This is a genomic window from Motiliproteus sp. (assembly GCF_965230735.1).
In the GTDB taxonomy this organism is placed as follows: Bacteria; Pseudomonadota; Gammaproteobacteria; order Pseudomonadales; family Balneatricaceae; genus Motiliproteus.
Genome location: NZ_OZ246016.1, coordinates 507,090 through 520,826 on the forward strand (window position 1 = coordinate 507,090; position 13,737 = coordinate 520,826).

General features: G+C 57.9%; 11 protein-coding genes. 8 read left to right on the top strand and 3 right to left on the bottom strand.

Annotated elements, in window-relative coordinates; genetic code table 11:
- Positions 1-175 precede the first annotated feature (175 nt).
- The gene (gene nosR / locus ACO05M_RS02430) at positions 176-2,323 is read left to right on the top strand and encodes a transcriptional regulator NosR (protein WP_421867285.1); all 2,148 of its coding nucleotides are present in this window, start codon (positions 176-178) and stop codon (positions 2,321-2,323) included.
- A gap of 201 nt (positions 2,324-2,524) precedes the next feature.
- Positions 2,525-4,432, top strand: a complete 1,908-nt coding sequence (nosZ, locus tag ACO05M_RS02435) for a TAT-dependent nitrous-oxide reductase (RefSeq protein ID WP_421867287.1) — start codon at positions 2,525-2,527, stop codon at positions 4,430-4,432.
- 84 nt (positions 4,433-4,516) lie between these two features.
- Here the strand turns inward: nosZ and ACO05M_RS02440 are convergent, their stop codons facing one another.
- Positions 4,517-5,065: a hypothetical protein gene (locus tag ACO05M_RS02440; RefSeq protein ID WP_421867289.1), complete on the bottom strand. Its 549-nt coding sequence runs from the start codon at positions 5,063-5,065 to the stop codon at positions 4,517-4,519.
- A gap of 248 nt (positions 5,066-5,313) precedes the next feature.
- Between ACO05M_RS02440 and ACO05M_RS02445 the strand changes: the two genes are divergently transcribed.
- The 4 genes from ACO05M_RS02445 to ACO05M_RS02460 are packed head-to-tail and all read left to right on the top strand — an operon-like array spanning position 5,314 to position 8,922.
- Positions 5,314-6,684: a nitrous oxide reductase family maturation protein NosD gene (locus ACO05M_RS02445; RefSeq protein WP_421867292.1), complete on the top strand. Its 1,371-nt coding sequence runs from the start codon at positions 5,314-5,316 to the stop codon at positions 6,682-6,684.
- Positions 6,681-7,595, top strand: a complete 915-nt coding sequence (locus tag ACO05M_RS02450; RefSeq protein ID WP_421867295.1) for an ABC transporter ATP-binding protein — start codon at positions 6,681-6,683, stop codon at positions 7,593-7,595. The genes ACO05M_RS02445 and ACO05M_RS02450 overlap by 4 nt, the downstream gene beginning before the upstream one ends.
- Positions 7,592-8,419, top strand: coding sequence for an ABC transporter permease subunit (locus ACO05M_RS02455; protein ID WP_421867298.1), 828 nt, complete (start codon positions 7,592-7,594; stop codon positions 8,417-8,419). The genes ACO05M_RS02450 and ACO05M_RS02455 overlap by 4 nt, the downstream gene beginning before the upstream one ends.
- Positions 8,419-8,922, top strand: a complete 504-nt coding sequence (locus ACO05M_RS02460; protein WP_421867301.1) for a nitrous oxide reductase accessory protein NosL — start codon at positions 8,419-8,421, stop codon at positions 8,920-8,922. The genes ACO05M_RS02455 and ACO05M_RS02460 overlap by 1 nt, the downstream gene beginning before the upstream one ends.
- Positions 8,923-8,999: 77 nt before the next feature.
- On the opposite strand, the gene ACO05M_RS02465 is transcribed toward ACO05M_RS02460, so the two are convergent.
- Positions 9,000-9,299 (bottom strand): c-type cytochrome, encoded by a 300-nt coding sequence (locus ACO05M_RS02465; RefSeq protein WP_421867303.1) that lies wholly within the window; start codon positions 9,297-9,299, stop codon positions 9,000-9,002.
- A 178-nt stretch (positions 9,300-9,477) separates the two neighbouring features.
- Here ACO05M_RS02465 and ACO05M_RS02470 point away from each other — a divergent pair, with 178 nt between their 5' ends.
- Complete coding sequence (locus tag ACO05M_RS02470; protein ID WP_421867306.1) at positions 9,478-9,867, top strand: copper-binding protein; 390 nt, start codon at positions 9,478-9,480, stop codon at positions 9,865-9,867.
- Between the two features lie 91 nt (positions 9,868-9,958).
- On the opposite strand, the gene ACO05M_RS02475 is transcribed toward ACO05M_RS02470, so the two are convergent.
- On the bottom strand, positions 9,959-10,717 hold the full coding sequence (locus ACO05M_RS02475; protein ID WP_421867308.1) for an ABC transporter substrate-binding protein: 759 nt from the start codon (positions 10,715-10,717) through the stop codon (positions 9,959-9,961).
- Between the two features lie 225 nt (positions 10,718-10,942).
- Here ACO05M_RS02475 and ACO05M_RS02480 point away from each other — a divergent pair, with 225 nt between their 5' ends.
- Positions 10,943-13,666, top strand: a complete 2,724-nt coding sequence (locus tag ACO05M_RS02480) for a bifunctional diguanylate cyclase/phosphodiesterase (RefSeq protein ID WP_421867311.1) — start codon at positions 10,943-10,945, stop codon at positions 13,664-13,666.
- The last annotated feature ends 71 nt before the right edge of the window (positions 13,667-13,737 follow it).

The following is a 13,737-nucleotide window of genomic DNA, read 5'->3' on the forward strand; positions in this document are numbered from 1 at the left end:
AATATGACAAATGTCTAACACTTACTGCTCTGATCGTTGCTATCCTCTGTCATTCAAGCCGATGCTTGGCACACTTAATCTAAATCAAGTCCGTTGACAGACCCCAGGGATATAGTGGCGCAGTGCAGGCAAGTGATCGTCTGCAGTGTTTTATTAGCTTTTACGGATATTAGCTATGACCGGATTACTCTCCCGGACACTAGTTGCCTTGCTTGCTCTTGTGGTTTCGCTACAAAGCTGGGCCGTGGTTAACGTCAGCGATGCCAAAGACCCGCTGCCTATTCTCGAATCGACTTTCCAGGGCGCTGAAATCGGCCCCAAAGTCCCGGTAGGCGAAGATAATCTGCCGATCCGGACCATCCACAAAGGTGATGAGGTCGTCGGTTACGCGTTTGAAACCAACGACATCGTCAACATTCCCGCCTACTCCGGCGCCCCGATCAACACCCTGGTGATGATGGAGCCCAACGGCGAGTTCATCCACAGCGTGGTACTGGAACACCACGAGCCGATCCTGTTGGTCGGCATCCCCGAGCAGAAACTGTTCGACTTTGTTGATCAATACGATGACATGAAGGTCACCGACCGGGTTCGAGTCGGTGCCGCCAATACCGAAGGGGTGATCAGCGTTGATGCCGTGGCCGGTGCCACCGTTACCGTGATGGTGGTCAACGAAGCAATCATGCGCGCCTCCAAGAAGGTCGGTATCGCACTGGGTATGCCGGGACTGGAAAAGAGCACCATTGTGCCGCCCTCCACCGTCAAAGAGGACGTGTTCCAGAAGGCAGACTGGCAGACACTGATCGGTGACGGCTCGATCCGCACCCTGGTGCTGAACCGCGGCCAGATCGATGAAGCCTTTATGGGTACCGAGGCCGAAGAGGTCGACGTGGCCAGCCCGGAGAAGAAGCAGGACCTGTTTATCGAGCTGGCCTACGCGCCGCTGAATATTCCGACCATCGGTCGCAACCTGCTCGGTGAAGAGCAGTACGCCTGGCTCAAAAGCGAACTCAAAGAGGGTGACCATGCTATTGCCGTATTCGGCAACGGTCGCTACTCGTTCAAGGGCAACGGCTTTGTCCGTGGCGGCATCTTCGACCGCACCCAGATGCAGCAGAACGAGAAGGTCATCAGTTTCCACGACACCGATTACTACCGTTTCCAGGACTTCGTGGTAGAGGGCTACCCCGGCTTCAAAGAGACGGCGATCTTCATCATTCGTAGTCAGTATGAGTTCGATCACGGCTCGCCCTGGCAGCTGGAACTGCTGGTCCGTCGCCAGGTCGGCGCACTGGACAGCGTATTCACCAGCTTCTTCGGCGACTACATGACCAAGGAAGAGTACATCACCCGTCCGGTGATCGAAGTGATCGAGGAAGAGGAGCCGGTACCACTGTGGGTCTCGGTCTGGCGTGACAAGACCTTCCAGATCACCGTACTGAGCATCTCGCTGGTACTGCTGACCGCGATCATCTTCTTCCAGGATTACCTGGTCCGCTTCCCGCGCCTGCTGAACCATGCCCGTCACCTGTTCCTGGTCTACACCGTGGTGTTTATCGGCTGGTACACCCTGGGTCAGCTGTCGGTGGTCAACGTGTTCACCTTCACCCACGCGCTGATGGGCGACTTCCGCTGGGAGCTGTTCCTGCTCGATCCGATCATCTTCATCCTCTGGGCCTATGTGGCGATGACGCTGCTGCTGTGGGGCCGGGGTATCTTCTGCGGCTGGCTGTGTCCGTTCGGTGCCCTGCAGGAGCTGATCAACCACGTCTCCCGCAAGCTCAAGATCAAGCAGTGGGAACCGCCGTTCGCGGTCCACGAGCGACTCTGGGCAGTCAAGTACATCATCCTGCTGGCACTGTTCGCGGTCTCGCTGGAATCGATCGGTGAAGCCGAACGCTATGCCGAAGTCGAGCCGTTCAAGACCGCCATCATGCTGAAGTTCCAGCGTGAGTGGGGCTACGTCTTCTACGCCGGCATTCTGCTGCTGATCTCGGTCGTGAACCGCAAGTTCTACTGCCGCTATGTCTGCCCGCTGGGCGCGGCGCTGGCGATCCCGTCCAAGGCCCGCCTGTTCGACTGGCTCAAGCGCCGTAAGGAGTGTGGCCAGCCCTGTAAGATCTGCGCCAACGAGTGTGAGATCCAGGCGATCCATCCGGACGGCAGCATCAATGCCAACGAGTGTCACTACTGCCTCGATTGCCAGATGAGCTACTACAACGATCACAAGTGTCCGCCGCTGGTGCAGAAGCGCCGCAAGCGGGAGAAAGAAGCTTTAGCTAACAAGATTCCGGCCGTCGAGGTCGGAGCAACCGCAAACTGAGAAAAATAAGAACAAAACACAGGAGGTTAGAACACCAGCTGATTCACGCCCAAGATCAGAGGTCAAACCGGTCGCGACCGCAGTACCCACAACTACTGTAAACGGGGTCGGAAAACGTGGAATGGTCCAAGGGGGGCCGTCTCACTGGGCATGTTGTAAATCATAAAAATGATTCTTCCCACAACCTTGGAGAATAGATAAATGATTGACCCAAATGATAAAGATCTACCGAAAGTAGACGCCGAGGATCCGAACGCGAGCGAGCACGTAAAGCTTAGCCGTCGTCTGTTCCTGGGTGGCTCAGCCGCACTGGTAGGTGCCGCTGGCGCTGGTCTGGGTAGCTCACTGGTTTCCGCTCCGGTACAGGCCGCAAGCCAGTCAGCCCACGTCGGACCGGGTGAACTGGACGAGTACTACGGCTTCTGGAGTGGTGGTCACTCTGGTGAAGTCCGTGTACTGGGCCTGCCCTCCATGCGTGAACTGATGCGTATCCCGGTATTCAACCTGGATTGCGCCACCGGTTGGGGTCTGACCAACGAATCCAAAGAGATTCTGGGCAGCGACAACCCGTATCTGGTTGGTGACTGTCACCACCCGCACATGTCCATGACCGACGGTCACTACGACGGCAAGTACGTCTTCATCAACGATAAGGGCAACACCCGTGTTGCACGTATCCGTTGCGACATCATGAAGACCGACAAAATCACCACCATCCCGAACTGTCAGGCCATCCACGGTCTGCGTGTTCAGAAGGTACCGCACACCAAGTACGTCTTCGCCAACGCTGAATTCCGGATCCCGCACCCGAACAACGGTTCTCTGGAAAGCATGAAGGACATCGAAGGCTACTACACCATGTTCAACGCTATCGACGCTGAGACCATGGAAGTTGCCTTCCAGGTCATCGTTGACGGTAACCTGGACAACACCGATGCCGACTACACCGGTAAGTACGCTTTCTCTACCTGCTACAACTCTGAGAACGCTGTCGACCTGGCCGGCACCATGCGTAACGAGCGCGACCACGTTGTTATCTTCAACATCGAGCGTATCGAAGCTGCTGTTAAAGCTGGTAAGTACACCACCCTGCCGGGTGCCGACAATGTTCCGGTTCTGGACGGCCGCAAGGGCAGCCAGCTGACCCGCTACGTTCCGGTTCCGAAGAGCCCGCACGGCATGAACACTGCGCCTGACGGCCGCCACTGTGTTGCCAACGGTAAGCTGTCTCCGACCGTTACCGTGATGGACATGTGGAAGTTCGACGACCTGTTCGACGACAAGATCAAGCCGCGTGACGTTGTTGTTGCCGAGCCTGAGCTGGGTCTGGGTCCGTTGCACACCGCCTTCGACGGCCGTGGCAACGCCTACACCACCGTGTTCATCGACTCCCAGGTTGTTAAGTGGGACGTTCAGAAGGCGATCGAAGCCTACAAGGGCGAAAAAGTTAACTACATCAAGCAGAAGCTGGACGTTCAGTACCAGCCGGGCCACAACCACACCACCATGGGTGAAACCCGTGATGCTGACGGCAAGTGGCTGATCTCGCTGTGTAAGTTCTCTAAGGACCGCTTCCTGAACTGTGGCCCGCTGCACGCTGAGAACGACCAGCTGATCGACATCTCCGGCGACGAGATGGTTCTGGTTCACGACGGCCCCACCTATGCTGAGCCGCACGATTGTATGATCGTACACCGCAGCAAGGTTAAGCCTTCCAAGCTGTGGAGCCGCGACGATCCCTTCTTCGCCAGCACTGTTGCGATGGCCGAGAAAGACGGCGTTAACCTGGAGACCGACAACAAGGTAATCCGTGACGGCAACAAGGTTCGTGTTTACATGACCTCCGTTGCTCCGAACTACGGCATCACCGAGTTCAACGTCAAGCTGGGTGACGAAGTCACCGTCGTGGTAACCAACCTCGACAAGATCGAAGACGTTACCCACGGTTTCTGCATGGTTAACCACGGCGCGCAGATGGAAATCAGCCCGCAGGCGACCGCTTCCATCACCTTCACCGCCGACAAGCCCGGAGTACAGTGGTACTACTGTAACTGGTTCTGTCACGCCCTCCACATGGAGATGCGCGGCCGGATGCTGGTAGAAGCCTAAGCATCACTGCCAACACGAGTGAACAAAAAGCCCCGCATCTGCGGGGCTTTTTTTATGCTTGTAAATATCGATAAGAGGCTGGCGTCAACCGGCCATCTGGAACGGATTGACCTGACTGTGGCCTTCACCGGCGACGGCAACCCCCGGCTGATCGGCCATGATATCCCGGATCCGGTCGGCGTCCTCTTTGATGGTATCGATCATGATCAGGTACTGGCCCTCTTCGAGCTGGTCGTGGAAGCGGCGGATTTTGACGTTCTCTGAGTCAAGCCCGTAGATCATCCCAAAACCGACCCCGAACGCGATCAGAATCGCGGTGGTGAAGGCCAGCGATACCAGCGACCAGGCTCGGAACTCAGAGGCGATTTCCGGGCTGGCGAGCAGAAATCCGGCGATCGCACACAATCCTGCCAGCGCGCCGATAATCGCGCCACGCTCGGCGATCCGCTTTCCATCGTGCTCATGGAAGTAGAAGCTGGCCAGATGCAGGCCGCGCTTCTTGAGATTGTTCCAGTTATCGTACTTCTTACTCATGATATGGAAGTTCCAATCCGTCACGCCTTTTTCATGTAGTTCCTTCGACACTCGTTCGGCGCAGTCGATACTACTGGTCAAGTAATATAAGCGTTTCATAGTGTTTCTCCGCGGTACCAAACAGCTTGTATGAGTTGGATGGTATGAGTTGGATGACGGCAATACCCAGTATAGCAGCGCTATTCCGACCGAGTTGGTCAGGATTTACCACCGACAGCCGTTGCGATAAATCACCGATTCGGTGCACTCTTGACCAAGGCTAAGTCCAGCCCCCGGTTTCGGTGCTAGTATCCTTGCATTCAGAAGTCCCAGACCGATATCCATTGACGCGCAAAATGGAACCCAGGATGTTTCGATACTTGCCCCTGAAATGCTCCCTGACGTTGGTACTGCTGGCCAGTACCCAGGCGATGGCCGCACAGATCTCCGTATCGCCGCAGCAGTCGCTGCAGGCCGCTATCGACGCCAGCCAGAGCGGCGACCAACTGGTCCTTGAAGCAGGCACCTACCAAGGTAACTTCCTCATCGACAAACCGCTGACCTTGTCCGGCAGCAACGGCGTTGTGCTTGACGGCAACGGCGCCGACAGCACCCTGACCCTGAAGTCCGACGGGATCACGGTGGAGAATGTAAAAATTCAGAACTGGGGCGACGATTTGACCGAACTCGATGCCGGTATTTTCGTCGGCCGTGAGGCCACCGGCGCGGTGATCCGCAACAACTATTTTCACGGCACCACCTCCGGGATCTGGGTCGATGCCACCAAGGACATCCAGATTCTGAGCAACAAGATCGAAGGGAATCTGGATATCCGTTCCCAGGACCGCGGCAACGGCATCCATCTGTACGCGGTCGGCGGTGCGCTGGTGAAGGACAACGAGGTCTGGCATACCCGCGACGGCATCTATATCGACACCAGCAACGGTAACGAACTGAGCGGCAACTACCTGCACGACCTGCGCTACGGCGTGCACTACATGTACAGTTACAGCAACAAGGTGGTCGATAACCACACCAAGAACACCCGTACCGGCTACGCGCTGATGCAGTCCAAGCATCTCACCGTCGTCAACAACCGCTCCGAGGATGATCAGAACTACGGCATCCTGATGAACTTCATCACCAATTCCCGGGTGGAGCAGAATATCGTGCTCGGCGTTCAGACCGGTCGTAATCCGCACCTGAGACAAGGTTCCAACGCCATCAGCGGCGCCGAAGGCAAGGCGCTGTTCATGTACAACTCGGTGTTCAACGAGATCGTCAGCAACCAGTTCAACGAGAGTGATCTGGGTATCCACCTGACCGCCGGTTCCGAAGACAACGTCATCTCCGGCAACACCTTTATCAGTAACAAAGAGCAGGTCAAATACGTCTCCAACCGCAAGCAGGACTGGTCCAAGGACGGTCGCGGCAACTACTGGAGCGACTACCTGGGCTGGGATATGAATGATGACGGTATCGGCGATACCCATTACGAACCCAACGACGGGGTCGACAAGCTGCTGTGGAAATACCCGGCGGTCAAGGTACTGCTCAACAGCCCGGCGGTAGAGACACTGCGCTGGGTGCAACGCCAATTCCCGGTGTTTAAGTCACCGGGCGTCTTCGACTCGGCGCCGCTGATGAACTCACCGTTCGACGGCAATGGCGTACTGGTCGATCAACAGGGACAACGTCAACCGGCCCGGGCCGCGTCCGAGGAACTGACACAACGATGACAAGCGCAACCCCAATCGTACAACTGAGCCAGGTCGAGAAGCACTACCAGGGTGTCCATGCCCTCAAAGGGCTCGACCTCGATATCCACCAGGGCGAGATCCTCGGCCTGTTCGGCCATAACGGTGCCGGCAAGACCACCACCATCAAGCTGATCCTCGGTCTGATCGAAGCCACCAAGGGTCAGGTCCGGGTGTTTGGGGAAGACCCCACCCTGTCCGAGGCGCGCACCTCGCGTCGCAAGCTCGGCTTCCTGCAGGAAAACGTGGCCTTCTACGATCAGCTCACCGGTCTGGAAGTACTGAGCTACTTCGCCAAGCTCAAGAGCGTGCCCAAATCCCAGTGCCGTTCGCTGCTGGAGCAGGTTGGCCTCAGCCATGCCGAAAACCGCCGGGTCAAAACCTACTCCAAAGGGATGCGTCAGCGTCTCGGTCTGGCCCAGGCGCTGTTGGGCGACCCGAAGCTGCTGCTGCTGGACGAGCCCACCGTAGGCCTCGATCCGATCGCGACCCAGGACTTCTACCAGCGTTTGGAACAGCTCAAAGCTCGCGGCTGTACCATTATCCTCTGCTCCCACGTGCTGCCCGGGGTCGAAAAATATATCGACCGTGCCCTGATCATGGGCCGCGGCAGCCTGCTGGCCGAAGGAGATCTGCACGACCTGCGCGACAAGGCCAATCTGCCGATGACACTGCGATTGGACGGCGAGATCGAACTGCCTGAGGGACTGCGGGAATACCAGGACAGCAACGATCCGAACAAGCTGACCCTGCCGATCCAGCACAAGATGAACGTACTGCAGACCGTGATGGCGCTGCCGGGTCTGGACAACCTCGACCTGCACCTGCCCACCCTCGAAGATCTCTACACCCATTTCACCGGCACCCTGCAGATGGAGGCTGAACAGCGATGAACGCCATTTTGACTGTATGCGCCAAGGAATTCCGCGACGGCCTGCGTAACCGCTGGATCATCGCCATCACCGCCATCTTCGCGCTGCTGGCGATCGGCCTGGCCTATTTCGGCGCTGCGGCCGCCGGTCGGGTGGGGTTTACCTCGCTATCGACCACCATCGTCAGCCTGGCCAGCCTGGCGGTCTTCATCATCCCATTGATCGCGCTGATGCTGTCCTACGACGGCGTCGTCGGCGAGGACGAAAACGGCACCCTGCTGCTGTTGATGACCTATCCGCTGTCACGCTGGCAGCTGTTGCTGGGTAAGATGCTCGGCCACGGCGCCATCATGGCGTTCTCGACCCTGGTCGGCTTTGGTGCGGCAGCACTGATTATGGGCTCGTTCTCCAGCAATACCGGCTGGGGCGAGCTGATCACCGCCTTTGCGATCTTTATCGTCTCGGCGATTCTGCTGGGCTGGGTATTTATCGCCTTCGCCTACATCATCAGCACCTTGGTATCGGAGAAATCCAAGGCCGCCGGTGTGGCGCTGATCGTCTGGTTCCTGTTCGTACTGGTGTTCGACCTGGGTCTGCTGGGGCTGTTGGTCGGCACCGAAGGTGATGTCGATGCCGAGCTGTTCCCCTATCTGCTGCTGCTGAACCCGACCGATATCTTCCGTCTGGTCAATATCAGCTACTTCGCCAGCGAGCAGATCACCGGTCTGATGGCGATTGCCCAACACGTTAAATTCTCCACCAGCGCCTTGCTGGCGGCGATGCTGGTGTGGCTGGCCGTGCCGGTCAGCATCTCACTGATGATCTTCAACCGCAGGAGTCTGTAATGAACTCTCGACTGCTGGCCGTACTGCTGGTCGCCCTGTTGGGGCTGACCGGCTGTCAAGAAGACACCCCCGAAACCCTGGCGGCGCAGAAGGCGATCGCGATCGAAAGCGGTGAAGAGTGCCACCTGTGCGGCATGATCATCAGCAACTACCCCGGCCCCAAAGGCCAGCTGTACGAGCGTGGTGACACCCGCACTCACAAATTCTGCTCGACCCGGGATATGTTTGCCTACCTGCTGGATCCGGAGCACAAGCACAATATCCAGAGTGCCTTCGTCCACGATATGGCGGTCAGTCACTGGGACCACCCGGATGAAGAGACCTACATCGATGCCCGCACCGCCTGGTATGTGGTCGGCAGCTCCAAGAAAGGGGCGATGGGTCCGACCCTGGCCAGCTTCTCCGACGAGAAAACCGCCAAAGCCTTCATGAAAATGAACGGCGGCAATCTGTACAGCTTCGACCAGTTGGACTTGGATCTGCTGTCACAGATGGGTTTTTAAGCCGGGCCTGAAGGAAACTGTCGGCGCCCAGGACAGGCGCCGCAGGAGCTTGCACCGATCGGCGCAAGAACGACTACTTACTTGAAAGTAGTGATATGCACGATGGCGGCACGCAGCTGCTCATCGGTGCAGCTCATGCAGGTGCCCATCGGCGGCATCGCATTCAGGCCGGCCTTGGCGCTGGCCAGCAGGCCATCGACCCCACCCTTGGCATCCAGACGCGGCTGCCACAGATTCTTATCGCCGGCCATCGGGCCGATTCCGGTACCATGGCAAGCCATGCAGTAAGTGTTGTAGGTGGCAACGCCATCATCGGCCTGAGCCGTGGCGGTCATCGCCGCGCCGGCCAGGCACAGCAGAGTCATCAGTTTTTTCATAGTGAGTTTCGATAGTTGAGTTTTTTAGTTGGATAAATCAGGGCGGCCAGCTTACTGAACTGCCTGCAGACGGTGGATGACCCATATCAATTACTTCGCCCTACATGGTTGTATATTTTACCCTCTGCCCAACCTTCTCAAATCAAGAACCATAATCAACTCCAGAGAGACATTAGCCATGAAGAAATGCCTCACCGCTCTCGCCCTGTCTGCCCTGCTGGGTGTGACCGGCACTGCCCAGGCCCACTCCCACAGCGATCACGGCCACAAGCAGAGCGAAGAAAAAGCCATGGACCACAGCAAGATGGATCACGGCAAAATGAATCCCTCCAAGATGAAGATGTCGGACAAGCCGGTCCCGGCGGTCGGGGTGATCAAGGACATCGACCACAAGGGCTACGTCAAGGTCTACCATGAGCCGATCGAAGCCTGGGGCATGGGCGCGATGCAGATGAAGTTCAAGCTGGCACCGTCGATCGATGCCCACAGCCTCAAGGTCGGTCAAAAGATCGAATTCATGACCAAGACCGAAGGCATGGGCAAGTACCTGATCACCGAGATCAAATAAGCCTGCCCAAGAGCTCCTGACAAACAGCTCCCGGAAAACAAAAAGCCCGCACTTGCGGGCTTTTTCGTTTCAGACTGCGACCAGATCTCGGTTATTCGATCACGATCGGCCCCAAGCCGTGCAGATCGGCGTAGCGCTTGAGCCGTCCGTCTCGTTTGATCGCGGCGACGAATTGATCGATGCGCGCCAACCATTGTGGCTGCCCTTTGGCGACCGCATAGGCATACTGGAACTTCTCCCCCGCCGCCTGTTTTGGGGTCAGTAGCCGTGCCCAGTCGAAGTTCTTCAGCATCTTCTGGCCATAGGGATAGTCGGTGATAAAGACATCGGCACGGCCCGACTGCACCTCCGCCTCGCGCTCGTAAGGCTTCTGCACCACACTCAACTCGGCGTGCTTAAGCTGGCGTCGCATCTCGGTCTCCATGTAGGTGCCGCGCTGAACGCAGACCACATGGCCGGGTTGATCGATCGCCTCCCAGCTATCAATCGCCCCATGGGTCTTGGTCGTCAGGCCATACATGCCGCTGGCCAGGTAGGGCGCACTGAAATCGATCCGCAGCATCCGCGCCTCGGTACGCCCCACACCAAACATCGCGATATCGCAGGCATCCGCTTCGATATCATCCATAAAGCGGCCGAAGTGGGTGTTCACATAGCGCAGCTCCACCCCCAGTTCCCGAGCCAGCTCCGCCGACAGATCGATGTCGATACCTTCAAGCCGGCCACTCTTGGGATTACTGAAGGAGATCGCGAAGTAACCGGGCCAGATACAGACCCGCAGTTCGCCACGCTGCTGTATCTGCTGCAGGCGGTCATCGCCCTGCGCCTGGCCGATACTGCTCCATGTCATAAATATGCAAAACAACCAACCCAACTGCTTGGTGCGACTGCACAATAGGTGATAAATTGCGCCCATTCTTAGTCCTTGTAACCGCTGTGGCTTTTCAAAGGCCGCATCATGCATAGGGATATTGGTTGAGTCAATTCGCCGCACCAGCGACCCGCGTATTTACTCCCCTGATAGCCGGAAGCCGACAACCAATCGGCTGTGAAGTACACCGATTGTTAGAGCGCCGTGGTCAAGGAAAAACGTAGCCCCGGGGTTATCCAACCCCATTTCGCCGTCACCCTGTTCACCCTGCTGATTGCCGGCGGTTGTCTGGCACTGATGCTGTTCGTGTTGCAGCACGGCGAAGCGCGCGCGATTCGCGAGCTGGAGGACCGAACCCAGCTGCTGGCCCATACCCTCGAAGGCTCGGTGATTCGCAGCACCCAGGATGCGATCAGTCGGTTGCAAAGCATCGATAAGGCCCTGGAATTCGACCCGTCGCTGCTGAGCCGAAACTCCAACGACCTGAGCCAGGTACTGCGCGATACTCTGGCATTGGCCCCCAGTCTGCGCGAAGTGATGATTCACGACCCCAACGGCAACTGGGTCGCCTCTTCCAGCCGACGTCCCCCGCAGCAGCCGACCAAAGCCGCCCGCTGCGCCGACCAGTTGGCCCTTAACAATCAACTCGGCTATCTGATTCAGGCGCCCGTCAGCGGGCGCTATCTGGGCAGTGCCGACAGCGGCGGCAGCCTGCAGCATATCCCGGTCTGCGTCGATATCCACACCGCCGAAGGGTTGCCGTTGGCGCGGATTACCGGGGCGCTGAATCCGGATTACCTGCGTGAACTGTTTCGCCCGGCCTACGAGTTCTATCCGGTCACCGTTGAGTTGCGCCACTACCACGGCTTTCTTCTGGCACAGGCCGGGTCGGTCAGATTGAGTGACGACCCGCAACCGCGTCAGGAGCTGGTCGAACAGGCGCTGAGCCAACGGGACTTTGGTCTGTTCCAGCAAATGCTGGATTCCGGTTCCGGCAAGCCGCCGCAACCGCTGATCACCAGTTACCGCTCGACCTCCCCGCTGCCGCTGGTGATCACCGTCAACCTCGATCAGCACCAGGGATTGGAGAGCTGGCGCAAAGCCCAGCAGACCATCATCCTGGTCTTTATCCTGCTGATCCTGCTGGTGTTGATCGGTGGGACGCTGGTCAATATCGCCCTGCGTCGTAAGCAACGCCTGGAGGATGAGCTGCAGATGCTGACCACCGCCATCAGCAGCGCCGCCAACGCGATCTTTATCACCGATATCAAGGGCCGTATCCAATGGGTTAACCGCGCCTTTGAAAAGCTGACCGGCTGGCATGCCGACGACATCCAGGGCCAAACGCCGAAGGTGTTGAGTTCCGGCGAACATGACTCGCAGTTCTTCCAGCAGATGTGGCAGTCGATCACCCAGGGCAACACCTGGCGCAATCACGTGGTCAACCGCACTCGCCGCGGCGAACGGATGGTTATCGAACAGACCGTCACCCCGATCCGCGATCGGCATGGCCGCTTGAGCCAATTTGTTGCCGTCCACGAAGACGTTACCGCCCGGATCAACGCCGAGAACCGGGTTAAATACCTGGCCCAACACGACACCCTGACCGGCCTACCGAACCGGCTGACCTTTATCGACAAGCTCGATCACAAGCTCAGCCAGCAGAGCCAGCGTAAGCTGATTGTGTTCTTTATCGATCTGGACAACTTCAAGAGCATCAACGATACCCTCGGCCACCAGGCCGGCGACGATGTTCTGAGAATTTCGGCCGAGCGGATGCTGCAGGTGCTGCCCGGCAATTCGCTGCTATCGCGACTGGGTGGTGACGAGTTTGCGGTGATGCTCGAAAGCCTCAGTCAGCAGGGGCCACTGCAAACCCTGGTGGAGGCGTTGTTGCAGTCGCTGTGCCAACCGATCGAGCTGGAGGCGGGCCATTTCACCCTGTCGGCCAGCCTCGGTATCACCTGGGGGACTCCGGGTCAGGATCAGGCCGCCACCCTTCTCAAACAGGCCGATCTGGCGATGTACCGAGCCAAACAGAACGGCCGCAACGGTTTCAGTTTCTTTGATGAAGCGATGGATTACCGGATGCATCGCCACGTCACGCTGGAGCAGAATCTGCGTGACGCCCTCAATCACGACGATCAGTTCCATCTCTGCTTCCAGCCGGTGTTTGCTAGCCACAGCCTGCAGCCGGTCTCACTGGAAGCGCTGATCCGCTGGCAGAACAGCCAGGGCGACTGGGTCTCTCCGGCCGAGTTTATTCCCGTCGCCGAAGATTCCGGGCTGATCGTCGAGCTGGGACGCCGACAGTTGCGCTATCTGTTTCAGCGCCTGGAAAGCTGGAAGGGGGGGCCGCTTGAAGGTCTTCGCGTCAGCATCAACATCTCCACCGTGCAATTGGCGCGGGACAAGATCGCCGAACGTCTGCTGCGGCATCTACGCTGGAGTCAAATCCCGACCGATCGACTGACGGTGGAGATCACCGAAACGACCCTGATGACCCCGAATCAGCAGCTGCGCGACAACCTGGCAATTCTGCACCAGCACGGGGTCTCACTGTCGATCGACGACTTCGGCACCGGCCACTCATCACTCAGCTATATCAGTCAGTTGCAGGCAACCCAGCTGAAGATCGACCGCTGCTTTATCGACGGGATCGGTAAGCGCCAGAGCGAAGAGGCCGTCATCCAGGCTACCCTGGCACTGGCGAATCAACTCGGCATCCAGGTGGTCGCCGAAGGGGTCGAGACCGAGCAGCAGCTGGCCTTCCTGCGCCAGCAGGGTATCGATCTACTGCAGGGCTATCTGCTGGCCAAACCGATGTTCGAACCGCAACTGCTCGACTTTATCCGCCAGCAACAGAATGTCGATGAGACCGAAATCCCGGCAGCGGCAGCCCAAAACCACGCCAACATACCCGGTTGATCGCTAACCGTAGGCCTTTTCACTCCGCGCATCCGACACAGATGTTGCAAAATTTACCCGCCGTTATATTC